Source organism: Faucicola sp. SE7633 (genome assembly GCF_059264685.1).
Genome location: NZ_JCADBW010000028.1, coordinates 1 through 25,252, shown reverse-complemented (window position 1 = coordinate 25,252; position 25,252 = coordinate 1). Strand labels below are relative to the sequence as shown.

Below are 25,252 nucleotides of genomic sequence, written 5' to 3'. Positions count from 1 at the left end.
GCCAAAGTTGCCAGTGCCTTACTATCAAGTAGCATCAACCAACTTGACCTTACCACAGGCACCAAATTTAGCGTCACAGCCAACATTGCCGACGCCAATCGTGGTGCACTTCGTGACGTACCTGTCACCTTCAGCATACCAGGGCTTGAACAAACTGGCATTGCCAACCTAACAGGTTCAACGGTTATCACCAACGAACAGGGTCAAGCCACCATTGAGCTTGAAATCAAATCACTCAACCAAGCACAGCGTGACTACCTACTTAACAACGGCTTTGTCGTCAATGCCAGCGTACCAAATGGCACCCGCGTCAATCCAATCACCATCAGCACCAATCCGCCTGCGATTGAACAAAACGTCAATAGCGTATCAGTCACCGCTGACAGCAACACCATCTTGATGGCAGCAGGCAGCCGCGTCAAAGTCACTGCCATTGCCCTAGATAGCAACTTTGGTGGCATGGCAAACCAAGCGCTGACCTTCAACATCACCGACCCTGCACTCACAGGTGTATTCAACACCACAGGTTCAACCATCAACACCAACGCCCGTGGTGAAGCTATCATCGAACTTGAAGTCAAATCTGCCTTGAGTGCTGAACAAAAACGCGCCTTAGCAGAAGGGGTGACGGTTGAAGTTGTCTCAACCAATGGTAAAACTGGCTCTATCGTCATTACTGGACAACCTGTCAGTGAAACGGTTGTCGGCAATGTTGCTTTGACGTCAAATGTCACCAACATCCCACTGACTGTAGGCAGCCAGTTTACTATCACCGCAACCGCACTTGACCCGCAAAATGGTGCGCTGGCAAATATCCCTGTCACCTTTAATCTGCCTTCATTTGACGATTATGGCGTGGCTAGCCTATCACCATCGACAGTCACCACCAACGAGCAAGGGCAAGCGGTAATCACGCTACAGGTTCAGTCATTGACTGATGAGCAGCGTGCCAATCTGCTAAAAGGCTTTGCCATCAATGCCACGGCCAACGGCAAACAAGCACCGACCCTAACCTTGCAAGGTGTGGACAACACCACACAACGCTTTGACGTACGTCGTGTTATCCTAAATAAAGCCTTTGACAAATACACCATCAAAGTTGGTGAGAAGTTCACTATCACCGCCTCAGTACTTAATCCAAGCAATGAACCAATCGCTGGGGTACCTGTCAGCTTTAGTGTACCAAACCCAAGCAACACAGGGCTTTATGCTGTATCAAACATCAGTAACGTAACCACCAACGCCCGTGGTGAAGCCACCATTGAGCTAGAAGTCAAATCTGAGGCGCACAAACAAGCACTCATTAATGGCGTAAACTTCTACGCCACAGCCAAAAACACCGCAAGTGCTACCCCATCTGACGTACGCTCAACAGCACTCACGGTACAAGGGGTTGATCCCACACCAGTAGCCCAACAGCCCAACAGTGCCAAAGTTGCCAGTGCCTTACTATCAAGTAGCATCAACCAACTTGACCTTACCACAGGCACCAAATTTAGCGTCACAGCCAACATTGCCGACGCCAATCGTGGTGCACTTCGTGACGTACCTGTCACCTTCAGCATACCAGGGCTTGAACAAACTGGCATTGCCAACCTAACAGGTTCAACGGTTATCACCAACGAACAGGGTCAAGCCACCATTGAGCTTGAAATCAAATCACTCAACCAAGCACAGCGTGACTACCTACTTAACAACGGCTTTGTCGTCAATGCCAGCGTACCAAATGGCACCCGCGTCAATCCAATCACCATCAGCACCAATCCGCCTGCGATTGAACAAAACGTCAATAGCGTATCAGTCACCGCTGACAGCAACACCATCTTGATGGCAGCAGGCAGCCGCGTCAAAGTCACTGCCATTGCCCTAGATAGCAACTTTGGTGGCATGGCAAACCAAGCGCTGACCTTCAACATCACCGACCCTGCACTCACAGGTGTATTCAACACCACAGGTTCAACCATCAACACCAACGCCCGTGGTGAAGCTATCATCGAACTTGAAGTCAAATCTGCCTTGAGTGCTGAACAAAAACGCGCCTTAGCAGAAGGGGTGACGGTTGAAGTTGTCTCAACCAATGGTAAAACTGGCTCTATCGTCATTACTGGACAACCTGTCAGTGAAACGGTTGTCGGCAATGTTGCTTTGACGTCAAATGTCACCAACATCCCACTGACTGTAGGCAGCCAGTTTACTATCACCGCAACCGCACTTGACCCGCAAAATGGTGCGCTGGCAAATATCCCTGTCACCTTTAATCTGCCTTCATTTGACGATTATGGCGTGGCTAGCCTATCACCATCGACAGTCACCACCAACGAGCAAGGGCAAGCGGTAATCACGCTACAGGTTCAGTCATTGACTGATGAGCAGCGTGCCAATCTGTTAAAAGGCTTTGCCATCAACGCCACGGCCAACGGCAAACAAGCACCGACCCTAACCTTGCAAGGCGTGGACAACACCACACAACGCTTTGACGTACAGCGCGTACGTCTGACCTCTCCTGCCAATGCGTTTAACGTCAAAGTGGGTGAGCGCTTTACTGTAACCGCCTCAGTGCTCAACGGTAATAATATTGGTATCGGTGGTGTACCAGTTAGCTTTAATTTGGTCGATGACCCTGTTATTACAGGTGTCTATGTGGTGTCAGATGCCTCAAATGTAACCACCAATGCCAACGGTGAGGCCACTGTCGAGCTTGAAGTGAAGTCAGAGGCCGCCAAAGCCTATTTGCTACAAAACGGCGCACGCTTGACCGCTACCGCGAAAAACACCGCTGCCAACCCAACCCGTGATGTAACTGGCAGCATTGCTGTTCGTGCTGCTGACCCAGCCGCGGCCGCTACCAATCCAAATATCGCCAAAGTTACTAGCGGCGTGCTTTCAAGCAATGTCGCTGAATTTGACATGCTACCCGGCAGTAAAATTACTGTTACCGCAAGTGTAGCGGACGCCAATGGTGGTGCACTTAGTGGTGTTCCTGTTACCTTTAGCCTGCCAAGTCTTGACCAAACTGGTTTTGTTAATTTAACAGGCTCAACAGTTACCACCAATAGTGAAGGACAAGCCACCATCACTGTTGAGCTGAAGAAACTCGACGCCGCGCAACGCACCTACCTGCAACAAAACGGGCTTAAGATTGCCGCCAACGTACCTAACGGCGCTGCAATCGCACCGATCACGCTTGGTGTCAAAGATACTGTGGTTGCTAAAGAAGTGCAGAACGTCACCGTCACTGCTGATAGCAATACCATTTTGATGGTTGCTGGCAGCAAAGTGACGGTCACAGCGGTTGCCTTGGATGATAACTTCGGCGGTATAAAAGATGTTGATCTAAGTTTTAATATCCCAAATCCACAGCTGACTGGTGTGTTTAATATCACAGGCTCAACCGTGGGAACAGGCTCAACTGTACGTACCGACGAACGCGGTGAAGCGAAGATTGAACTTGAAATTAAATCTCAGCTCACTGAGGCTCAAAAACAACAGCTGCAAAATGGCTTGCCCATCACCGTTACAGCACCTAATGGCAAACAGGGAATATTTACCTTAAAAGGACAAGGTGCCAACGAGACCAAAGTCAATGCGCTCACACTTGTGTCAGACATTAGCCGTATTCCGCTGACAATTGGTAGTGAATTTACGGTCACTGCTTTGGTTGTTGATGCCAATAACGGCCAAGTAGCTGACGGCGTACCTGTGACCTTTAATCTGCCATCGTTGGCTGAGTCGGGGTTAATTAGCCTATCACCTTCAACGGTACGCACCCAAAACGGCCAAGCCAGCATCAAGCTACGTGTTCAGTCATTGACCGAAGCCCAGCGCACGGCATTGCAAAACGGCATTACCATCAACGCCACGGCCAATGGTCAGCAAACCGCATTGACGCTGCAAGCTCAGCCGCAACCTAGTGTGACCGTCAATAGCGTGGCTTTAATCACAGATACCAACACGATCAGCACCGATGGCAACGAGACCATCAATGTCACTGCAATTTTGCGCGATACGGCAAATAATGCTTTGGCTAATGTACCAGTTAGTTTTGTAATTGATGATACCAACGCGACCGGTATTTTTGCCGCAAGCCCACAAAATAATGTGCTTACCAATGCCAATGGCGAGGCAACCCTACAACTGCAGTCACGTGCCCTAACCGATGAACAGCGTATTTATTTACAAACGATGGGCTTGACTGTGCGCGTCAATGCGGGTGACAAAACTGCCCAAACAACTCTCAGAGCGCCAATGACGGATGCCAGCAACCAAGCCGCAACCTTGATGTTGCGCTCAGAGTTTAATAACATTGCCATGAACGTTGGTAATAAAGTCAAGCTCACTGCTGTGGTGCTTGACCAAAACAGTGCAATTGTACCCAATGCGTCAGTTAGCTTTAACGTGCCAACGGATTCAGGCTTGATCAATAATACGGGCGCTGTGGTTAAAACAGGTGCTGATGGGCGCGCAACCATCGAGCTTGAAGTTACGCAGGTGACTGAGATGCTGCGCAATGGTGTGACCATCACCGCGCAGTCAGGCAACGCACGCATGACAACGGTGCTGCGTGGCGCAACCAACAACAGCAGCACGCAAGCCTATGAGTTGTTTGTTACTCAATCCAAAGAGCGCCTAAATACGGCTAGCGATACCATGACGCTTGCCGTACGTGTGCTTGATACACAAGGTGGCGTACAAGCCAACGTGCCCGTCTTCTTACAGCTATTGGATGATGGCGTTAGACAAGGCTTATCATTTGACGCCAATTCTGCGTTACGCACCAACGAGAACGGCTACGTTGAGTTTAATCTACGTCAAAGCGATGTGGGATTGGTGGCTAAACTTGACCACACGGCACGTGTGCGCGTTATGGTGAATGACGGTGTGTTCCGTACCGAAGAGCAAACGCTTGAAATTCCTGTTACGGGCACAGCGGTACGCAATGTGTTAGCCTCCAAAACATCGGTCACTGACAACGAAACCATTAGTATATCTGGTCAATTGGTTGATGGCGGTGGTCGTGCCATCACCAATACCCGTGTGACATTGTTAAATAACAATCAACCGCTGGCAATACCTATTGCGGCTAATACAGATAACGCTGGTAACTTCAGGGTTAGCGTTAATACCGCCGCGCTTGGCGCTGCCGCCAATGGTACTTATCCACTATCCGTACGTGTTGAGGGGACAGATAGAAACAATCAACGCATCAGCCAAGACTTCCCATTGGTAACACTTACCCAAGTTGATCCCAATCGCTTGAGCCTAAGCCTACAGCGAAACGGCACAGATGTCACCAATAATGAGCTTAGCGTTGGCAATTCAGGTGACGTGGTGGTCAATCTACCTAGCGATATCCCTGTGGGTAACGTGGTGTACTTATCAACCGATCGTGGCGTATTTGGTAATGGACAATCGCGCTTGGGTGTGACCGTGCCTGAGTCACGACAAGTTACCTTTGGTGGCTTACGCTCTGATGCACCTGGAACGGCACGTCTGACACTCACGCACAATGACAATACGCTGTTAAACAGCACTGTCAGCTTTATTTCAAATGATGTCCAAAAACTATTGCTTCAGGTCACCAATTCGACAGTAAGCGTCAATGGTGAAACCAATGTGATTGCGACAGTGCGTGATAGCAATGATGCACCAATCAAAAACGCTTTGGTGGAGTTTAGCATTGTAGCCGACCCATCTTCTGGACGGCTAAGCTCGGCCACCGCACTCACCAACGATAGCGGCGTGGCGCAGATTGCTTATTTTGCTGGTGGAGTGCCTACTCCTGTCAATGGCGTTGAGATTCGCGCTGCGGTCAATCAAGTCAGAATCGGTAACGAATACACCAACGTTACCAGACCGCAGGTTGCAAGCCAGCGGCTAACCGTACAAAGCATGGCAACGTATATCGGCTTTGCGTTCTCAGACACACTGCAGGTAAGCGCTGACAACATTTATTATTTACAAGATGGCTCAATCTTTGTCAATAATTCAGTTGGTCAGCCTGCGGCCAATCAAGAGGTATCGATTGCGGTTGTACCAGAGACTTATACTCTGGGTCTATGGCGTGTTATACCTCGAGTGCCTGAAGTGCCAGAAGTACGTGATGATAACGGTAACGTTACCACACCCGCAGTGCCAGAACAGCCTGCGCGATGGGGGCAAAGTTATTTTGATAACACCAGTGGACGTAGCACACAAATGACGGGGTCAGCCAGCTGCCTTAACGAAGACCTCAATCGCAATGGTATTCTAGATGCAGGCGAGGACTATAACGGTGACGGTCAGCTGACCCCAATCAACCCCATCACCGTGTTGGGCCGCGATGGTCAGCAGCTTGGTAGCAATCAAGTCGTCCGCACCGATAGCGCAGGAAAGCTTGACTTTACCATTCGTTATCGTAAGGAGTACGCTCAATGGATGACCGCAACCGTGTGGGTCACCACCCGTGTCGATGGTAGTGAGTTTAGAGGGCAGCGTACAATTAGCTTACCGTTGGTTCAAGACGATGTCACATTGGATCAAACAAACAGCACAGGCACGCGTCCGAACACCATCAGCCCATTTGGCACGCTGGTTACCGCAAATATGGCAAGCTTCTGTCGCCCAAGCAACTAACCTTAATAGGCAATACAACAATAAGCCCCAACCAAGATTGGGGCTTATTTAATTTATCAAGGCAGCATTTAATATGGCGTAAAACAACCACATATTAGTCTATAACGCCTGCCAACATCCTGCCTCGAGCGGTGCGCACGATATAGCCTTGCTGAATCAAATACGGTTCGATGACATCCTCAAGCGTACCCCGGTCTTCTGCCAAAGCTGCCGCGATAGACTCAACACCTGCAGGCCCACCATCAAAACGTTCTTTTAGTGTATCTAAATAACGGCGGTCAAGCCCGTCTAGTCCGCGTTTATCCACCGCCAACATATCCAGCGCGCTGTGCGCCATCTCTGCTGTTACCGTGCCATCGCCTTTGACTTGGGCATAATCACGTACGCGGCGCAGCAAACGGTTGGCGATACGCGGCGTACCACGCGATCGGCGAGCCACCTCACGCGCACCGTCTTCGGTCATAGGCACATTCAGCAAACGCGCTGAACGCGCCACAATGGTCGTCAAATCCGCAACGCTATAAAACTCCAGCCGCTGCACGATACCAAAGCGGTCACGCAGTGGCGAGGTTAGTAACCCTGCCCGTGTGGTCGCGGCAACCAAGGTAAACGGCGGCAAATCCAGTTTAATCGAACGCGCAGCCGGCCCTTCGCCAATCATGATATCAAGCTGAAAATCTTCCATGGCAGGGTACAAGATTTCCTCGATGACAGGGCTTAAACGGTGAATTTCATCAATAAACAACACATCGCCTGCTTCAAGGTTGGTCAGCATAGCGGCCAAATCACCTGCCCGCTCAAGCACCGGGCCGGACGTTGAACGCAAATTACCGCCCATCTCGCGCGCGATGATATTTGCCAACGTGGTTTTACCCAGCCCAGGCGGGCCAAAAATCAACGTGTGGTCAAGCGCTTCTTGCCGACTGCGCGCCGCGTCGATAAACACGTGCATTTGCTCTTTGACCGTCGGCTGACCGATATACTCTGCCAACAGGCTTGGGCGAATCTGGCTATCTGCGCTATCCTCGCGCCGCCCCACGGGGCTAATCAGGCGGTCTGCACCCTGCCCTGCTTTGGCTAAGCCTACAGGCGGTTGGTTAAAATTTGGTGGTAACATCATATTTTAAATAAATTTTAAAAAACTTATGGCAATACGCGTTGCAATTTCATCGGGCAGCGCTTGCCTTGTTTGTCGGCGCACCAGTACATGGTATTGCCTTGTTGCTTGATATAGCTGACCAAAAGCTCACCGGATTGGTCAATCCGCACGCCTGAGCAGTCAGTTTGGTTGTTGTCGTAGGTGGTTTGTACCAATAAAATCGGCAAGCTATTGGGCAAATCAAACACGCGGTATTTGCCATAGCTAAATTCTCTACCACTTGCGCTGATAAAGACGTCATCACGGGCAAAGTTGTAACGCTCTTGGCAATTTGGCTGTTTGGGGTCGGTTTTGGTCAGCTGTAGCTGCCACTCGCCTGCAAGGCTTGGCATGGTGTAAGTGCTGGTTTGGCGGTCAGGCAAGGTGATTTTGGTGGACTTGCTGTCTGTTTGGTCAATACTGCCGCCCAATGCCAACATGGCAAAAATGCCTGCAAACGTCGTGCTGATAATATCCACAATCTCTCCTGCCAATCGCCTGTGCCGTCACTGTGATGGTGGTTTAGTGTAGCACAGTTTAGCGGTATGCGCATGGACGATTGCTTGTGGTTTAACAAGGCGCAACCATTTGCTATGAAACGCTTAAAAGGCTTGTAAAACTTAGCAAAACTTTGCATAATAGGCTTGATGTCAGGAGAGCATTGCGGCGGTATGGTCAGCCACACAACAAGCCGTCCGTTTGCAATCACCGAAGGCGCAAAAACCCTACAATCGCTCAGGTCACAGGACTGAACATCACGCCGCGCAAACCACGCGTTTGTCATCGGCACACACATCTGGAGAGCATGGCGGCACATATCAGCCAATGTATGCCATCACCGAAGGGGAAAAAACAGTTTGATCATTGCATCAAACGGTTGAAAATCTCAGGTCACAGGACAGATAGGGCTATCGTTTTGGTTGCGCGCTTTATTCAAATCGAATCAAGCGCATCAAATCAAGTACATTGCTAAATTTCAAGCACATTGTTAAATTGCCCCAACCCATTTGCCCATGTGACAGGATTGCCCCATGTCAAAAATACCAACCCCTATCCCTGCTCAAGCTGCCCCCGCGCAAACCGCTGCCTCCTGTCAGCCGTTGCAGCGTACGCCATTTTATGACGCGCACGTCGCCCACAATGCCAAATTGGTGGATTTTTCGGGCTGGGAGCTGCCGATTCATTACGGTTCACAAATCCAAGAACATGACGCGGTGCGCACCGATGCTGGCATGTTTGATGTCTCGCACATGGTGATTAGCGATATCACGGGGCAAGATGCCAAAGCATGGCTACAACGCTTGATTGCCAATGACATCAATAAAGCCAAAACCGTTGGCAAGGCGGTGTACTCTGCCATGCTCAATGCTGAAGGCGGCGTGATTGACGATTTAATCGTCTATCGCATGAATGAGGCACAAACCGCATATCGCATTGTGTCAAACGCTGCCACACGTGACAAAGATTTGGCACATTTTGCGCAGGTGGCGCAGGATTTTGCTGATGTGACGCTGCAAGTGCGTGATGATTTAGCCATGCTGGCGGTGCAAGGCCCCCATGCGATTGCCAAATTATCCGCCGCCAAACCTACTTGGGCGCAGGTGTTGGCAAGCTTAAAGCCATTTGTCGGCAAGGATTTGGGTGACATTGAGGGCGCAGGGTGGTTTGTTGCGCGCACAGGCTACACGGGCGAAAATGGCGTTGAGGTGATATTACCTGCGACCGCTGCCACACAGTTTTTTGTCGATTTGGTCGCGCAAGGCGTTGCCCCTGCTGGCTTGGGTGCGCGTGACACGCTGCGCCTTGAGGCAGGTATGAACCTTTATGGGCATGAAATGGATGAAACCATCACGCCTTTTGCATGCGGCATGGCGTGGACGCTGGCACTCGATGATGCGCGCGATTTTATCGGCAAGGCAGCCATGCTTGCCAAGCAACAACACGCTGAGCAAACAGGTCAAGCATACAGCCAAGTGGGCTTGGTGCTAGACGGGCGTGGCGTGTTGCGCGAGGGCATGGCGGTGACGCTTGCCGATGGCCGTATGGGTGTGATTACCAGCGGTACGTTTTCACCAACGCTTAAACAGTCGATTGCCATTGCGCGCGTGCCTGCGTTAGACATCGCGGCTGATACACAAGCCCATGTGGACTTACGCGGCAAACCCACCGCCGTTCGTATCATTTCGTTACCTTTTGTGAGAAATGGCAAAAAACAATTCGCATAAGCTAGCGTGTGTGGGCTTGCTAATGCTATGATGGGCATTAGCCAGTTTATGCGGACGCGGTTTAGCGATTGCGTTTAAACATCACTGGATACACCGACGCTGGTAAGATACAGGCGGCTATGGCGCGTCTGGGTTACCTAAACTTCTTGCCAATGTTGGACATTTTTTGGGTAAGTGTTTTTACCCCTATTATTGATAAAGGAAGGAATAGTTATGAAAAAGCTACTTGCTCTTGTTCCCATGGTTGCCGTATTGGGCGCATGTACCTCAACCAACGTGGCACAACCTAGCCCAGCCCAAATCCAAGCTGTTCAAGACAGCTCAGTGACTTACCGCTGCGACAACAACGCACAAGTTACAGCGTTTTACAACCAAAACACCCGTACCAACGGCTTGAACAACGGCTCAGCGAACCTAAAAATCACTGCACCGATGCTAACGTTGAACGACGCGGCCATGTTGCTAAAACAAGACCCAAATACCGTGGGCGGCAACCGTTATCAATTGGCTAACCGCGATGCTAGCACCGTTTACACATGGACTGTTGATGGTTCATCAGCGTTGTTGAACGTGGTCACCCAAGGCCAGCAATTTAACTTTGCTTGCAGCCAATAATGTTCTACTCGCTTTGTTGCCGATTGATGCGTCATGATTGATGGGTAGCAGCCAACACTATATGGTCGGTAACTTTATCGACCATATTTTTAATAACCATTTTTAATGAAATAAAATATTGTTAAAAATACTGGGAAATAGGGATATGAGCCAAATTCCAGCAGATTTAAAATACGTCGCCAGCCATGAATGGCTACGCCAAGAAGCTGACGGCACGCTAACGGTGGGTATCACCGACCACGCGCAAGACCTGTTGGGTGATATCGTGTATGTTGAGCTACCCGAAGTCGGCGCAACCGTTGAAGCCGATGACGAAATCGCCGTGGTTGAGTCGGTCAAAGCCGCGTCTGACGTGTACGCGCCCATCGCAGGTGAAATCATCGAAATCAACAGCGCGCTGATTGACGCGCCTGAAACCATCAACAGCGACCCGTATGGCGATGGTTGGTTCTTTAAAATCCGTCCTGAAAACGCCGATGATTATGACGGCTTGATGGACGCGGATGATTATCAAGATAGCTTGTAGCCAAGATGGCTGACAGTCAAAATAGCCTGTGAGCCTTTGCCCACTTTCATTTTTTATTTTAAAACGGAACAACAACATGAGTACGTTTGACCCTGCCAAGGTGTTTGCCGAATCGACGTTTGGCGATGTGGTACGCTCACGCCGTTCGGTGCGCCGTTTTACCGACACCCCGATTAGTGATGAAGTGTTACATGCGTGTTTGGATATCGCCATGCTCGCACCCAATTCCAGCAACCTACAGCCGTGGCAATTTTTTGTTATTGACTCGCCATCCATGCGTGATGCGGTGGTGAAGTGCTGCATGAGCCAAAACGCGGCAAAAACTGCCAATCGCTTAATCGTCTGTGTGGGGCGCGGTGATACATGGCAGCAAAACGCCAAAGACAATATCACCTATTACCCATCAAAGCCTGTACCAAAAGCGGTCAAAACGTATTATGGTAAGCTTATGCCGTTTGCGTTTACCCGTGGGTCACTCAATGTGCTATCGCCTGTCAAATGGGCGGCAATCCAAGTGCAACGCCAAGTCAAAGGTGCGGCCGTAGATCCGTATTATACCGAAGCGGATGTCAAAAACTGGGCGCTTATTAGCACGGCACTGGCCGCTGAAAACCTGATGTTGGCATTGCGCGCGTATGGTTTTGATAGCTGCCCAATGGGTGGTTTTGATGAAGAACAGCTGAGCAAAGTCTTGGGCTTAAATGAGCATCAATACATTTGCATGGTAATCGGTGCAGGGGAACGCGCCGATGATGGCATTTATAGCGAGCAATATCGCTTTGAGCGCGAACGCTTTGTCGTAACTGTTTAAGTTTCAGTGACGCAATTTGCCAAGTCAGCGGCTTGAGTGATTGAGCGCGGTGGCTTGGCAAATTTGTTTGTAAAAGGCGGTGGTTACGCCTGTCAAAACAGCCCATTGGGCTGGTGAGTGTTGGTATGGGAGAGCAAGCAATGGCAAAAACAGCACAGCAAACGCAATGGACGACGTTTGCCGACGTGTTTAATCACAGCGAGTTTGTCGCGCGGCATGTGGGCATTGACGCACACGCGCAACAAGCGATGTTGGCGGCGGTTGGCGCAGATAGTATGGCGGATTTTATCGCCCAAACTGTACCTGAAGCGGTACGGCTAAACCGTGCGCTTGATTTGCCATTGAGCGTACCTGAGCATGAAGCGTTGGCAAAATTGCGCGCGCTTGCCGACAAAATCAAGGTCAATAAAAGCTATATCGGTTTGGGCTACTACCCCACACGCTTGCCTGCGGTCATCCAGCGCAATGTCCTAGAAAATCCCGGTTGGTACACCGCGTACACACCTTACCAAGCCGAGATTGCACAAGGGCGACTTGAGGCATTATTAAACTTTCAGCAAATGTGTATCGACTTGACAGGACTAGACTTGGCAGGTGCGTCTCTGCTGGATGAGGCTACCGCCGCCGCAGAAGCGATGGCGATGGCAAAACGCCTCAGTAAGTCAAAATCCAAACAATTTTTTGTCGATGCGCGTATTTTGCCACAGACGCTTGATGTGATTCGTACCCGTGCCAAATATTTTGGTTGGGATGTGGTCGTGGGTGATTTTGACACGGCGGCAAACGGTGAATTTTTTGGTGCGATTTTTCAGTACGTTGGGCGTGACGGTGATGTGGTTGATTTGACCGATATCATCACGCAAGTCAAAGACAACGGCGCGTTGGCGATTGTCGCGGCGGATGTCATGAGCTTGGTCTTGCTTAAATCGCCTGCCCAGATGGGGGCGGATGTCGCCTTGGGCAATACCCAACGCTTTGGCGTGCCGATGGGTTTTGGCGGGCCTCACGCGGCATATTTTGCCTTTAAAGATGCGGCAAAACGCTCTGCCCCAGGGCGCATCATCGGTGTGTCGATAGATGCCAACGGCAAACCTGCCTTGCGCATGGCATTACAGACCCGTGAGCAGCACATTCGCCGTGAAAAAGCCAATTCTAATATCTGCACGTCGCAGGTGCTGCTGGCAAATTTGGCGGGTATGTACGCTGTGTATCACGGCGCGATTGGTGTGCGCCGTATTGCGACACGCATCCATGGGTTGGCAACGGCATTTGCCCAAGCCTTGCAAAACGCAGGGCTTAGCGTGGTGCACCAAACGTTTTTTGATACGGTGTTGGTGCATACTGACGGGCAAACCGAGCAGATTTATCAAAATGCGCTCAACGTTGGTTTTAATTTGCGCAAGGTCGATGATAGTCATATTGCGGTGGCATTTAGTGAGATCAGTGACGCGCACGATTTCGCTATTTTAACGCAATTATTTGGCGCGGCGGCGGATTTGCCCGACGCATTGACGATGTCATTGCCCGATACCCTGCTACGCAACGATGCGATTTTAAGCCATCCTGTGTTTAACCGTCACCACACCGAGCACCAAATGCTACGCTACCTCAAACAGCTTGAGGACAAAGATTTGGCGATGAACCGCAGCATGATTTCGCTGGGTAGCTGCACAATGAAGCTTAATGCCACCAGCGAGATGTTGCCAATTACGTGGCATGAATTTGCCAATGTCCACCCGTTTGCACCGCGTGACCAAGTCGGTGGGTATTTACAGATGATTGCAGGGCTTGAGGCGCAGCTCAAGGCCATCACGGGGTTTGACGCGATTTCGATGCAGCCCAACTCAGGCGCGTCAGGCGAATACGCAGGGCTGTTGGCAATCCGCCGTTATCATGAAAGCTTGGGACAAGCCAACCGCAATATTTGCTTGATTCCGCGTTCTGCGCACGGCACTAACCCTGCCACCGCACAAATGATGGGCATGCAGGTGGTGGTGGTTGCAACCGATGAACAAGGTAACGTCGATATCGCTGATTTGACTGCCAAAGCCGAGCAGCACAGCGACAACTTGGGCGCGTTGATGATTACTTACCCGTCGACGCACGGTGTGTTTGAGGCAGGCATTCGTGATATCTGTGCGTTGATTCACCAACACGGTGGGCAAGTGTACATGGATGGCGCGAACATGAACGCGCAGGTGGCGATGATGCAACCTGCCGAGGTGGGCGCAGATGTGCTACACATGAACTTGCACAAAACCTTTTGTATTCCGCACGGTGGTGGCGGCCCTGGTATGGGACCGATTGGGCTAAAAGCGCACCTTGCACCGTTTATACCCAATCACAGCGTTGCACCTGTCCCCAGCGCGCAAGCAGGTATGACGGCAGTGTCTGCTGCGCCGTTTGGCTCTGCCAGTATTTTGCCAATTTCTTGGATGTATATCACCCTGATGGGTCGGGATGGGCTGCGCCGTGCCACCGAGGCGGCACTGCTCAATGCCAACTATGTGGCAAGTCAGCTTGCCGCGCACTACCCGATTTTGTACACAGGCAATAACCACCGCGTGGCGCATGAATGCATCATTGATATTCGTCCGCTTAAAGCCGAAACAGGTATCACCGAGGTCGATATCGCCAAGCGTTTGATGGATTACGGTTTTCATGCGCCGACGATGTCATTTCCTGTGGCAGGCACACTGATGATTGAGCCCACCGAGTCCGAGGACAAAGCCGAGCTTGACCGCTTTATCGCCGCGTTGGTGCAAATCAAACGCGAAGCTGAGCGCGTGGCGGCAGGTGAATGGCCAGCCGATGACAACCCACTGGTCAATGCGCCGCACACCGCTGAAGTCATCGCAGGTGAATGGTCACACGCTTATAGCCGCGATGAAGCCGCGTACCCGTTGCCATTCGTGCGCGCGCACAAGTTTTGGCCAAGTGTCAGCCGCGTTGATGATGTGTATGGCGACAAAAACTTGGTGTGTAGCTGCCCTGATGTGGCAAGTTATGAAAACGGTGAAATCGCTGAGTAAGATAGGATGTGACAAAAAAAACCGCTCAATGGTTTTGGGCGGTTTTTTTGTTTTTTACATGAAGCATGGCTTAATCGGCTATTGATGGGCTGCTATCGGCTGCCACATCAGCCGCTTGCCCAACGGCTGCTTGCAGTATCGGCACCAAGGTCACAAGCGTCCAATCCTGCCGCCAGCCACTCAGCCATGGCGACAGATGCGCTGAGGCTGCGTCGGTTGTGGGGGGCTCTACACCCGCTTGCGCCGTTTGGCTTGCCAACACTTGCGCGTACAGTTCGCTAAGCCATTTTTTACGCATCAAAACCGAATCATCCATGCCCAGTTTGGCGGCCTGCTCGCGTGTGGCGTGGCTGATGGCTTTTTGCACGCTATTGCTTAGGTTACGGTACGGTGGCGGCAACGTTGCAGGGTAGCTTGTCGGGTCAGTTTGGCGTACCTCAGCCACCAACGCCAAAATCTCTTGCCCGTACTGGCGAATCACGTTTGGCTTGATACTGGTAAAGCTCAATTGCTTGATACTGTGCGGCGGTTTATCGACGATTTCACGCAGCGTCTGTGGGCGCAATATAAACGTGCGCGGACGATTGAGCGAACGCGCCAGCTGTTCACGCCATTCACACAGCGCGCGCAGCAGCGCCAACTGCTGCGGCGTGTCACGAAAATCCGCCACCGACAGATACAGCGCATCATCGGCGGTGTTGATGTTGTCGTACACCTCACGCGCGTAGCTTTGGCAATCCTCGCGCGCATAATCCAGCAGCCCGCGCGCCGCTAGCTGCTCGGCGATGGCATCGTGCAGTGCCAGCAGATAGCGCACATCATCTGCCGCGTACTGCTCTTGCTCAAAGGTCAAAGGACGCTGTAGCCAGTCGGACTGGCTTTCGCCTTTATCGACATGAATACCAAGCACGTCCGCCAACGCGCGCTGATAGCCCCACGCGCCTTCACCGACCAAAAAACCCAGCGCAATTTGGCTATCAAAGACATTCGTCAGCGGCGGCAATTTGGACAACAAATAATAAATGCCCAAATCCTCGCCACACGCATGTAGCACCAGCGTTGGCACATCGCGGATAACTTCCCAAAATTCGTCCATGTATAGCTTGGGCACATCCAGCAAATACACGCCCTTACCCGTATTGACCTGCACCAACGCCAAAATTGGATAAAACGTGTCACGTTTGATGAATTCGGTATCCAACGCAATTCGCTTACAGGTGTCGATTTCATCCAGCAAATCAAACAATTGCTCTTGTGTGGTTATCCAGTAGGTTGGCAAATCGGTCAGCTGCCGACGCTGCGCGTCCGTCAGTGGGCTTCGTACGGCTGAAGTTTGGGCGTGATTGGTTGGCATGGTCTACAAGGCTTAGTGGGTTAAAAAAATGGCTAAAACTCGGCACGCTGAGGCGGTTATTGGGCGCGCTGCCTTTGGCTGCTGTGAATGACTTAATGACTGGGTGCTATCCGTGAAGGCGACTGCTTTACCGTTTATATGAAACAGCTAAACATCAAACGGCTAAAACAGCGGCAAACACCACATACCCTACCAAACTCACCAACTGGCGCGATTTTGTAAGGCTTGCCCCAGTGTCATCGCGTCAAGATAGCCAAGCTCACCGCCCATCGGAATGCCTTGGGCAATACGCGTAATGCGTAAAACATATGGTTTGACCACCTCACTGACAAAATGTGCTGTGGTCTGCCCTTCAACCGTCGTACTGGTTGCCAAAATCACCTCTTGCACAGGCTCACCGCTGTCGTGCTGATGGCGCAGCAACGCCACCAAATCATCTAAGCCCAGTTGCTCTGCGCCTATGCCGTCCATCGGCGACAAATGCCCGCCCAAAACAAAATACTTGCCGTTAAAATTTGCCGTTTGCTCAATCGCCATCATATCAGCGGCGGTTTCGACAATACACAACATGCTGTCACTGCGCCGTGGATCGGCACATACAGGGCATATCTCATCGTCGGATAATCCGCGACAACGCTGACACTGCTTGATTTGGCTCATGGCAACCATCAGCGCGTCTGCTAGCGCCATGCCCTGCGCGCGTTTGTGCGTCAAAAGGTGCAATGCCATACGTTGGGCGGTTTTGTTGCCCACACCTGGTAGGATTTTTAGCTGTTGCACCAAGGTATCAAATTTTGGGGTAAGCATAGCACGCACACCAAAGCCTTATTCAAAAAATTATCTACAGTCCGCTATAGATGGGGCTTAGGCGGTATAAACGCAAGTTATTGACACGGCAAATTCAAACGCTTTTGCCCAAAACCATGCCTTAAAATCAGTTTGCGCCTTAGAATAAGTTTGCCATACCCGGTGGCAAGCCCATGCCGTTGGTCGCGCCTGCCATGGCTTGCTCGTGCAGCGCGTCAGCTTGGCGTACCGCGTCATTGATGGCAGCGGCAATCAAATCTTCAATCATGTCGGGTTCGTCTGCCAGCAAGCTTGGGTCGATGTTGATCCGTTTGACCACGTGGCGACCATTCATGGTAACCTTAACCAAGCCGTTGCCTGCTTCGGCGTGGACTTCTTGTTCTGCCAGTTTTTTCTTGGCGTTTTCAACGTTGGTTTCGACTTGTTTTTGCATCATTTGTGCTTGTTGCATCAAGGCTTGTAGGTTCATAGGTCAATCCTTATGGCTTAGAGTGTTGGCTAAAAATACGCCCAATTCATCACACATTGTAACGAATTTTGCCGCATGCTGTCCATTGGGCGGCAGGGGTGACGGTTGTTAAATACCGGCAATCTTGCTAAGCTGTGTGTTGATTGCAAGCCTTCTAAACGGTGAAACGCGTATGCAAACTGCCCTTGGGTTTAATGATACCACCGAATTTGCTGCCGCTGTCCACGCGCTGCGCTGCGCCAACCACATTGCCGTGCTAACAGGCGCAGGCGTATCGGCAGAAAGCGGTATTCCGACGTTTCGTGACCGCTTGACGGGGCTATGGCAGCAGTACCAACCCGAATACTTGGTCAGTCGCACTGCGTTTGCGCGCGAGCCTGACGTGGTGCTGCGCTGGCATAATTGGTGGCGCGAGCAAATTGCCGACAAACAGCCCAATGCCGCCCACCACGCGTTAGCTCAATGGCAACGGCAAGCCCAAGCGGCAGGCCAAACTGTAAGCCTACTGACCCAAAACGTTGATAGCCTACATGAGGCAGCAGGCGCAAAGGTCAGCAAGCTACATGGCACGTTGGCGCGCGATCGGTGTCAAGATTGTGGCAGGGCGTTTGAGCCGTCAGCGCAGGCGCAAACGCACGTGGCCACATCAACCGCTTGCCCACATTGTGGTGGTGCGCTGCGCCCTGATATCGTATGGTTTGGTGAAATGCTACCGCCTGCGGCATGGCAATGTGCCGAACGCGCTTGCCAAACCTGTGACGTGCTGGTCAGCATCGGCACATCAAGCGTGGTCTATCCTGCCGCAGGTTTGATTGATATGGCCAAACACCACAGCGCGACGGTGATTGAAATCAACCCCACACCGACACAAACACCCGCCGTTGATATCGTCTTGGCAGGCAAAGCAGGTGCGGTTGTACCGCTTTTGCTTCAGCACGTCTTTAAGGCTTAATGGATTTAACGCTTAATATTAAAGCGCATTCAAACCGCGTTTTAGGTCATTGATGATATCGTCAGCATCCTCAAGCCCAACCGACAAACGAATCAAGCCATCACGAATGCCGCCTGCCGCGCGTGCTTCGGGGGTCATGCGAAAATGCGTTGTTGTCGCAGGGTGCGTGATGGTCGATTTGGCATCACCCAAATTATTGGTGATAGAAATCATGCGCGTGCTGTCAATGACCTGCCACGCCGCATCTTTGCCACCTACCACTTCAAAACCAACAATCGCGCCAAAATTGCCCATCTCATCCGCGCCAGTTTGGTCATGCTGGCGTTTGGCAAGCTCATGATTTGGGTGGTCAGGCAAGCCCGAGAAGTGCACGCGCTCAACCTTAGGATGCCCGCTTAAAAACATCGCCACGCGGTTGGCATTGTGGCAGTGCGCGCGCATCCGCAGCCCAAGCGTCTCTAGCCCTTTGAGCAGCACCCACGCATTAAATGGGCTCAGGCTCACCCCTGCGGTGCGCACGACATTAAACGCCGCCTCAAGCAATGCATGGCTACCCACCAACGCACCGCCCAATACGCGCCCTTGTCCGTCGATGTATTTGGTGGCAGAGTGAATGACAATATCCGCGCCCAGCGTCAGCGGTTTTTGCAAAATCGGTGTGGCAAAACAGCTATCGACCACCAACAGCGCGTCATTTTGGTGCGCCAAGTCTGCCAATGCAGGGATATCGGCGATTTGCGCCAACGGATTGCTTGGGCTTTCAACGTACAATAACTTGGTGTTGGGACGAATTTCGGCTTGCCACGCGGCCAAATCACTGATATCAGCGTAACTGACTTCAATCCCGTATTGCGTCAAATAGGTATTAAACAACGTGATGGAACTACCAAACAACTGTTTGGCAGCCAGCAAGTGGTCACCTGCCTTCAGGTACGCCAGACACATGACCAAAATCGCGCCCATGCCCGTGGCGGTGGCAACAGCGCGCTCGCCTTGCTCCAACGCTGCCAAACGCCGCTCAAACGCACGCACGGTTGGGTTGGTAAAGCGCGCATAGAGGTTGCCCTTTTTGCTGCCATCAAAATGCGCGGCGGCATCGGCGGCACTTTGATAGACAAATGAGCTGGTGGTAAACATCGCCTCACTGTGTTCGCCTTCATCGGTGCGATGATAGCCTGCGCGCACACCGATGGTGGCATCGGCATAGCCTTGTGCCAAATCCAGCGCATCATCGCGCCAATTTGCATCAATCACGGGTTCGGGTTTGTGGTCGGTAGGGTGTGGTGTCATGGATATTTGTACCAATGGTAAAAAATGCTAAAAACTAGTGTGGCAAATTTGCTGCTTAAATGCAAGTGATGGTGTATGCTAATGCGCTTGTGAGCAGCACAGGGGCAAGCTTGAATTGGGCAAAACAATCGGCAAACGTTGGGCAAACCACCATGCAAAATCAACACCAAACACGCAGCGTTTGTGGGCGGCGTGTTTGGCAAGCCTGCTTATCATAAGCATAAGCTGTCAAATCACAGGCTGTCAAAGCCTAAGCCTTGCCCTGCTGCCCGACCAGCCGCCCAAGACAGCCATTGCGCCAACGTCTGCCCCAATACACCCAGCCGCTGTACACGCCCAAACCAGTCAAACCAGCCGACCGTCTGCCTTATTTGACCTGACCACCAACCCCGACCCCAAACGCTTATCGGGCTATCATGTGCTTACCACCAGTGGTGAAGCCTACGGTGCGCGGCGGCTATTGAGCCAACAGGCGCGCCAGTCCATCGACATGCAATATTACATTTGGCACCACGATGCATCGGGCAGGCAGATGCTACGCGACGTATTAGCAGCGGCGCGGCGTGGTGTGCAGGTGCGGCTGCTGCTGGATGATTTAAACACCGACAGCGAGCTTGACCAGCTTTTATTTGCCTTAGATGCCCAGCCAAATATCACCGTGCGCCTCATAAATCCCAAACCGTTGCGCGGTGTCAAATCGTTGAATTTTGTCTTAGGTGCGCCGCGTTATCATCGCCGTATGCACAACAAAAGCATGACGTTTGACGGCACGGTTTCTATCATCGGTGGGCGCAATATCGGTGACGAATACCTCACGCAAGACAGCGCGACGGCGTTTGCCGACTTAGACATTGCTTTGGCAGGCATAGCCGCGCAGCAAATTGAGGACAGTTTTGCTGCGTATTGGGACAGTCCGCTTGCGTTTGATATCACGCGCTTGGTCAAGCCTGACCCACACGCGCAGGCCCGCCTGTTGGCAGAGCTTCGCCTGCCGCATCCATCGCCAAACCTACCCAAAGCCGACCACCGCTTGCAGCAACAAATTTTTGGCAAAAATCCGTGGCGGTGGGCAGCTGTGGCCGTATTTGCCGACCCTGCCGCCAAGCTACTAAAGCAAGACCACAAAGACCAACGCCTTGTGCATCGCTTAACCGAGGTGATTGGCGTACCGCAACAGCGTTTGAGCTTGGTGTCGTCTTACTTTGTGCCGACGCGCCGCGGCGTGACAACGCTGACACAACTGGCGCAGCGCGGTGTTGATGTGCGCGTCTTGACCAACGCGCTATCGGCAACCGATGTGCCGATTGTGCAGGCAGGCTACAGCAAGCACCGTGAGCCGCTGCTGCGCGGTGGGGTGCGTTTGTATGAGCTCAAGCCAACCGCTGACTTAAACCCAACCGCCAAGACGCACCGAGCCAATCACCGCTTCACCCAGCGCGCGCACCCTGCCAACACCAGTTTGCACAGCAAGGCGTTTGCCGTTGATGAACGCTTGGTGTTTATCGGTTCGTACAACCTTGACCCACGTTCTGCCAATATCAATACCGAGCTTGGCGTGGTGGTGTATGACGCGGCGTTGGCGCGTGAGTTTCATCGCGCGTTGGATGATATCAATTTGTCCAACAGTTATCGGCTGGTACTGAATAAAGACGGGCGGATTGTGTGGCAGAGTTTGGATGAGGGTGCTGAGCATGACACAACGCGCGAGCCCTACCGCAAGCCTGTGGTACAAGAGTTGCTTAAAATCGCCACGTATTTGCCGATAGAATGGCTGTTGTGATGCGCTGTGCGCGCGACTTACAAAAATCAACATTAAACTGGCAAAATTTACACAGCGTTCTTATATATTAAGCTGTTTTGTTGGGCTTAGTTGGCTAAACGTTTGTTTTGTGGTGTGTTTCATGTTGAAACACCCGCGTTGGCGTTTGATATGGGTGGTGCGATGCCGTATTTTCAAGGTAGCTGTGAGGAACTGCGCGAACTTAACGCGACTGAAAAAACCTTGGTTAAAGTGATTGCGTTTGGGGCATTTTTCACCGCCTTTGATTTTACGCTGTATTTTTATTTTAACGATGCCATCACCAGCGCATTCTTGCCCGACACCATGCCTACGGCGTGGCAGCAATGGGCATTTTTGGTGATGCTGATGGTGGGTTATGCGTCGCGTCCGCTTGGTGGGATTTGGCTCGGTGGTTTGGGTGACCGCATTGGGCGCAAACCCATTATGCTGTTGTCACTGCTACTGATGTCGGTGTCTACGCTGCTGATTGGCTGCTTGCCGACGTATCACCAATGCGGCCTGTTGGCCTTGGTGCTGTTGGTGGCACTGCGTTTTGTACAGGGTGTTGGTATGGGGGCAGAAGTGCCAACGCTGTGGGTGTATTTGGCAGAGCATATGCCGCGCTGGCATTTGGGCGCGATGTGCGGCTGGCTGATGGCGATGTTTATCGCCAGTGCGCTGCTGGCGAATGTGATGAGCTGGCTACTGGCATCCATGCTAACGCCGCTGCAGATGATGACGGTTGGTTGGCGCGTGCCGTTTATTGTTGGGGCGATTGGTACGTTGGCGGCGATGGCACTGCGTTATCATTTGACCGAAACACCGTTGTGGCTGCAATGGCGGCACAGTCAAACACAAGACCCGTCGGCAAGCACCGCGGCGCATCAGCCCCTACGGCAAGCTTTGCGCCATCAGCGTTATGGCATTGGTGTTAGCTGCGCGCTGTCGCTGATTGTGTCGAGTTTGTATGTCACGGTTTTGATGCTGATGCCATCATTGGCGATTAATTATTTTGATATGGATGATGCGCTGATGTGGATTGCTAACGGGGTGGCGGCGTTGTTTGCGGCGTTGGGCTCGGTGGTGTTTGGCTACTATGCCGACCGTTTTAATACAGGGCGCGTGTTTGCCATTGCCAGTTTTATGTTGATTATCAGTAGTTTAACGTTTTTTGCGGTGCTGCAGCTGTATCCTGAATTGATGCTGATTGCCTACGCGCTGCTTGGGTTTTGTGTGGGGCTGATTGGCATTGTGCCCAGTGTGTGTGTGCGGCTGTTTCCTGCCCAAGTGCGCCTAAGTGGCGTAGCATTTTGCTATAATATGGCGTTTGCGTTGGTGGGCGGACTGACAACGCTGCTGGTGAATTATTTTACCCAGCAGCTACATTTTGCGCCGCTGCTGTATTTGACGTTTGTCGGTATTATTGGCGTGATGGTCGGCATGATGCTAGACAATCTGCATGGGCTATACCGCATGGAAGACAACCCAACGCTCAGCAAACAGGCGACTTTTTAATTTTTTAAAATATGTTAGAAAACAAACGCTTATCCACTGCGCCGATGATTGACTGGACGCTGCCTGAATATCTGTATTTGGCGCGGCTGTGTAACCCAGATGTGTATGTCTATAGCGAGATGATCAGCACGTCGGCAATTTTAAACGGCGATACGGCGCATTTATTGCGGCTGTATGAGCGCACGCACCCTGTGGTGTTGCAGCTTGGCGGCTCTGATCCTGCGGCGTTGGCAAGGTGTGCGCGGCTGGGCGCGGCGGCAGGTTTTGATGAAATCAATTTGAACGTCGGCTGTCCGTCTGACCGCGTGCAGCATTATGAAATCGGTGCGTGTCTGATGGCACACCCCAAGCGCGTTGGGCAGATGGTGGCGGCGATGCAAGCGGCGGTGGATGTGCCTGTCACCGTCAAGCACCGTATTGGCATTGATGAATTTGATAGCTATGACTTTATGTGCGATTTTGTCGGCGAGGTGGCGGCGGCAGGTTGTCGCCATGTTATCGTACACGCGCGCATTGCATGGCTACAGGGTCTAAGCCCCAAGCAAAACCGCGAGATTCCGCCTTTGCGCTATGATGAGGTGTATCGACTCAAGCGCGAATTTCCCGAACTGTTGGTTGAAATCAATGGCGGTATCACAACGTTAGACGCGATGGGTGAGCATTTAAAGCATGTCGATGGTGTGATGATTGGGCGCGAGGCGTACCACAACCCGTATATTTTGGCGCAAGCGCAAACCTTGTGGGGCAAAACGCCGCCAACGCGCACCGAGGTATTTTATGGTTGGCTGGAATTTTTGGCGGATTGTGAACGCCGTGGTATGCCGCTGACGTTGATTGTGCGCCACGGTTTGGGGCTGTTTCAGGGTTTGGCAGGCGCGCGTAAGTGGCGGCAAGCCTTGAGCGGGCAAAAATCTTTGACGCTAAGCCAAATTCAGCACGCAGGTGAGGCGGTATTGCGGCAAAATGATGTGCGCTAACCACCATCTGTGCAATAGACGGCTTTAGCCCCAAATATACTGCGCCATCGCCAAGCCGTTGTTGGTTATGTGCAAAAAAATCGGCAGATACAACGCGCCTGTTTTTGCCCGTGCCGCGGCAAACAACATACCCAAGGCGACAATCCCCAGCATCTCAACCGCGCCGTACTGCACGTGGATTAGCGCAAAAATCACACTGGTGATGATACTTGCGCCCCACGCGCCCACCCTGCGTCCTTGGCACTGACTTTGTGCCAGTGCCGTCCACATAAAGCCGCGAAACACCAATTCTTCATAAATCGGTGCGGCAATGACCATCGCCACCACCAACCACCAAAACGGCTGCGCACTGGCGGCCAAATCATCCATAAACGCCATCGGCTCACGCTGCAGCCAACGCCCAAGACACTCTAACACAACATTTAGCGCGAGCAACAACGCGCCAAAACCCAGCCACCACCGCCAGTCAAACACGTGCCGCGATGGGGGGATAGCCAGTGCCAAACTGTTTGCGATTTTCTCACCACGCAGCCGACACAGCCCCGCCAATACAGCGGCCAAAATCGGTAACGTCATGATGACGCTTGCTGCAATCACCGTGCCGCTTTGTGCGCCAGTTGCCAGTTGCGCGCGCCAGTCTGCGCCGCGTAGCATGGGCAGTAGCCAACCTGCCAGCCATGTCGTTGTCAGTAGTTGGGTGACAAAAAACACCAGCAACACCGCCATACACCCTGCCAGCGTTTTGGCAAGCGTTGGGCGCGGCGCGCAGTCCGTGGGCATAAAATGCTTGGCAGGCATGGCGATAGATGTTGACTTCCTCCCCTCCCTAAAGTGAGGGGATTCCTGCTCCCAGACGGTCAAGCCCGACCGCAAGAATGTTCCGACTGGCATTGATATCTCTATCATGCCATGTGCCACACTTTGCACAAGTCCATTCTCTTATTCGCAAACCTGCTCTACCTTTCGGACTACTGGACATATCGCCACAGCACGAGCAAGTTTGGGTAGTGTATCGTTCATTTACGATTTCAAAACGGCAACCTGCGTGCTCGCATTTGTAGGTCAGTTGTCGTTTCAGTTCAAACCAACCTGCATCGTAAACCGACTTGGCTAGTTTGCCTTTTTTACTGTTAAATTGGCTGGTTTTAA

18 protein-coding genes and 2 riboswitches are annotated in these 25,252 nt (G+C 51.9%); of the genes, 10 read left to right on the top strand and 8 right to left on the bottom strand.

The window, feature by feature from the left end:
• A partial coding sequence (locus AC5L4R_RS09255) for a hypothetical protein (RefSeq protein WP_494473649.1) occupies positions 1 to 6,612 on the top strand: 6,612 nt, incomplete at its 5' end.
• A 94-nt stretch (positions 6,613 to 6,706) separates the two neighbouring features.
• Here AC5L4R_RS09255 and ruvB read toward each other — a convergent pair.
• A complete protein-coding gene (gene ruvB, locus AC5L4R_RS09250) occupies positions 6,707 to 7,729 on the bottom strand; it encodes a Holliday junction branch migration DNA helicase RuvB (protein ID WP_494473650.1) in 1,023 nt (340 codons plus the stop codon).
• Between the two features lie 26 nt (positions 7,730 to 7,755).
• Positions 7,756 to 8,229: a hypothetical protein gene (locus tag AC5L4R_RS09245; protein WP_494473648.1), complete on the bottom strand. Its 474-nt coding sequence runs from the start codon at positions 8,227 to 8,229 to the stop codon at positions 7,756 to 7,758.
• A 162-nt stretch (positions 8,230 to 8,391) separates the two neighbouring features.
• Positions 8,392 to 8,511: riboswitch (glycine riboswitch) on the top strand.
• A 25-nt stretch (positions 8,512 to 8,536) separates the two neighbouring features.
• A riboswitch (glycine riboswitch) is annotated at positions 8,537 to 8,662 on the top strand.
• 119 nt (positions 8,663 to 8,781) lie between these two features.
• Here AC5L4R_RS09245 and gcvT point away from each other — a divergent pair.
• From gcvT to gcvP, 5 genes are all read left to right on the top strand, one after another.
• A complete protein-coding gene (gcvT, locus tag AC5L4R_RS09240; RefSeq protein WP_494473647.1) occupies positions 8,782 to 9,975 on the top strand; it encodes a glycine cleavage system aminomethyltransferase GcvT in 1,194 nt (397 codons plus the stop codon).
• Between the two features lie 213 nt (positions 9,976 to 10,188).
• Positions 10,189 to 10,590 carry an MliC family protein gene (locus tag AC5L4R_RS09235; protein ID WP_494473646.1) on the top strand — a complete coding sequence of 134 codons (402 nt, stop codon included), beginning with the start codon at positions 10,189 to 10,191 and terminating at the stop codon, positions 10,588 to 10,590.
• 145 nt (positions 10,591 to 10,735) lie between these two features.
• A complete protein-coding gene (gcvH, locus tag AC5L4R_RS09230) occupies positions 10,736 to 11,116 on the top strand; it encodes a glycine cleavage system protein GcvH (RefSeq protein WP_494473645.1) in 381 nt (126 codons plus the stop codon).
• 76 nt (positions 11,117 to 11,192) lie between these two features.
• Positions 11,193 to 11,927: a nitroreductase family protein gene (locus tag AC5L4R_RS09225; RefSeq protein WP_494473644.1), complete on the top strand. Its 735-nt coding sequence runs from the start codon at positions 11,193 to 11,195 to the stop codon at positions 11,925 to 11,927.
• 140 nt (positions 11,928 to 12,067) lie between these two features.
• Positions 12,068 to 14,959, top strand: a complete 2,892-nt coding sequence (gene gcvP, locus AC5L4R_RS09220; RefSeq protein ID WP_494473643.1) for an aminomethyl-transferring glycine dehydrogenase — start codon at positions 12,068 to 12,070, stop codon at positions 14,957 to 14,959.
• Between the two features lie 70 nt (positions 14,960 to 15,029).
• Here the strand turns inward: gcvP and AC5L4R_RS09215 are convergent, their stop codons facing one another.
• From AC5L4R_RS09215 to AC5L4R_RS09205, 3 genes are all read right to left on the bottom strand, one after another.
• The gene (locus AC5L4R_RS09215) at positions 15,030 to 16,313 is read right to left on the bottom strand and encodes a ribonuclease D (RefSeq protein WP_494473642.1); all 1,284 of its coding nucleotides are present in this window, start codon (positions 16,311 to 16,313) and stop codon (positions 15,030 to 15,032) included.
• A gap of 198 nt (positions 16,314 to 16,511) precedes the next feature.
• Positions 16,512 to 17,120, bottom strand: a complete 609-nt coding sequence (gene recR / locus AC5L4R_RS09210) for a recombination mediator RecR (RefSeq protein WP_067055660.1) — start codon at positions 17,118 to 17,120, stop codon at positions 16,512 to 16,514.
• 139 nt (positions 17,121 to 17,259) lie between these two features.
• Positions 17,260 to 17,589 carry a YbaB/EbfC family nucleoid-associated protein gene (locus AC5L4R_RS09205; protein ID WP_067055657.1) on the bottom strand — a complete coding sequence of 110 codons (330 nt, stop codon included), beginning with the start codon at positions 17,587 to 17,589 and terminating at the stop codon, positions 17,260 to 17,262.
• Positions 17,590 to 17,761: 172 nt separating this feature from the next.
• Between AC5L4R_RS09205 and AC5L4R_RS09200 the strand changes: the two genes are divergently transcribed.
• On the top strand, positions 17,762 to 18,541 hold the full coding sequence (locus AC5L4R_RS09200) for an NAD-dependent deacylase (RefSeq protein WP_494473641.1): 780 nt from the start codon (positions 17,762 to 17,764) through the stop codon (positions 18,539 to 18,541).
• An 18-nt stretch (positions 18,542 to 18,559) separates the two neighbouring features.
• Here the strand turns inward: AC5L4R_RS09200 and AC5L4R_RS09195 are convergent, their stop codons facing one another.
• Complete coding sequence (locus AC5L4R_RS09195) at positions 18,560 to 19,831, bottom strand: O-succinylhomoserine sulfhydrylase (RefSeq protein WP_494473640.1); 1,272 nt, start codon at positions 19,829 to 19,831, stop codon at positions 18,560 to 18,562.
• Between the two features lie 196 nt (positions 19,832 to 20,027).
• Here AC5L4R_RS09195 and AC5L4R_RS09190 point away from each other — a divergent pair, with 196 nt between their 5' ends.
• The 3 genes from AC5L4R_RS09190 (at position 20,028) to dusA (ending at position 24,103) form a co-directional block, all read left to right on the top strand.
• Positions 20,028 to 21,611 carry a phospholipase D-like domain-containing protein gene (locus tag AC5L4R_RS09190; protein ID WP_494473639.1) on the top strand — a complete coding sequence of 528 codons (1,584 nt, stop codon included), beginning with the start codon at positions 20,028 to 20,030 and terminating at the stop codon, positions 21,609 to 21,611.
• Between the two features lie 90 nt (positions 21,612 to 21,701).
• Positions 21,702 to 23,126 carry an MFS transporter gene (locus tag AC5L4R_RS09185; protein ID WP_494473638.1) on the top strand — a complete coding sequence of 475 codons (1,425 nt, stop codon included), beginning with the start codon at positions 21,702 to 21,704 and terminating at the stop codon, positions 23,124 to 23,126.
• An 11-nt stretch (positions 23,127 to 23,137) separates the two neighbouring features.
• Positions 23,138 to 24,103 carry a tRNA dihydrouridine(20/20a) synthase DusA gene (gene dusA, locus AC5L4R_RS09180; protein WP_494473637.1) on the top strand — a complete coding sequence of 322 codons (966 nt, stop codon included), beginning with the start codon at positions 23,138 to 23,140 and terminating at the stop codon, positions 24,101 to 24,103.
• Positions 24,104 to 24,127: 24 nt separating this feature from the next.
• On the opposite strand, the gene AC5L4R_RS09175 is transcribed toward dusA, so the two are convergent.
• Together AC5L4R_RS09175 and AC5L4R_RS09170 are read right to left on the bottom strand one after the other, a co-directional pair.
• On the bottom strand, positions 24,128 to 24,901 hold the full coding sequence (locus tag AC5L4R_RS09175; RefSeq protein ID WP_494478046.1) for a CPBP family intramembrane glutamic endopeptidase: 774 nt from the start codon (positions 24,899 to 24,901) through the stop codon (positions 24,128 to 24,130).
• A gap of 28 nt (positions 24,902 to 24,929) precedes the next feature.
• Positions 24,930 to 25,252: RNA-guided endonuclease InsQ/TnpB family protein (locus AC5L4R_RS09170; RefSeq protein ID WP_494473635.1), on the bottom strand; the 323-nt coding region annotated here is incomplete at its 5' end.

Excerpts from the sequence above, each read along its gene's own strand:
- gcvH (WP_494473645.1), top strand. The coding sequence starts at position 10,736 with ATGAGCCAAATTCCAGCAGATTTAAAATACGTCGCCAGCCATGAATGG.
- recR (WP_067055660.1), bottom strand. The coding sequence starts at position 17,120 with ATGCTTACCCCAAAATTTGATACCTTGGTGCAACAGCTAAAAATCCTA.
- dusA (WP_494473637.1), top strand. The coding sequence starts at position 23,138 with ATGTTAGAAAACAAACGCTTATCCACTGCGCCGATGATTGACTGGACG.
- AC5L4R_RS09235 (WP_494473646.1), top strand. The coding sequence starts at position 10,189 with ATGAAAAAGCTACTTGCTCTTGTTCCCATGGTTGCCGTATTGGGCGCA.
- ruvB (WP_494473650.1), bottom strand. The coding sequence starts at position 7,729 with ATGTTACCACCAAATTTTAACCAACCGCCTGTAGGCTTAGCCAAAGCA.
- AC5L4R_RS09225 (WP_494473644.1), top strand. The coding sequence starts at position 11,193 with ATGAGTACGTTTGACCCTGCCAAGGTGTTTGCCGAATCGACGTTTGGC.
- AC5L4R_RS09175 (WP_494478046.1), bottom strand. The coding sequence starts at position 24,901 with ATGCCTGCCAAGCATTTTATGCCCACGGACTGCGCGCCGCGCCCAACG.
- AC5L4R_RS09195 (WP_494473640.1), bottom strand. The coding sequence starts at position 19,831 with ATGACACCACACCCTACCGACCACAAACCCGAACCCGTGATTGATGCA.
- gcvT (WP_494473647.1), top strand. The coding sequence starts at position 8,782 with ATGTCAAAAATACCAACCCCTATCCCTGCTCAAGCTGCCCCCGCGCAA.
- AC5L4R_RS09205 (WP_067055657.1), bottom strand. The coding sequence starts at position 17,589 with ATGAACCTACAAGCCTTGATGCAACAAGCACAAATGATGCAAAAACAA.
- AC5L4R_RS09200 (WP_494473641.1), top strand. The coding sequence starts at position 17,762 with ATGCAAACTGCCCTTGGGTTTAATGATACCACCGAATTTGCTGCCGCT.
- AC5L4R_RS09215 (WP_494473642.1), bottom strand. The coding sequence starts at position 16,313 with ATGCCAACCAATCACGCCCAAACTTCAGCCGTACGAAGCCCACTGACG.
- gcvP (WP_494473643.1), top strand. The coding sequence starts at position 12,068 with ATGGCAAAAACAGCACAGCAAACGCAATGGACGACGTTTGCCGACGTG.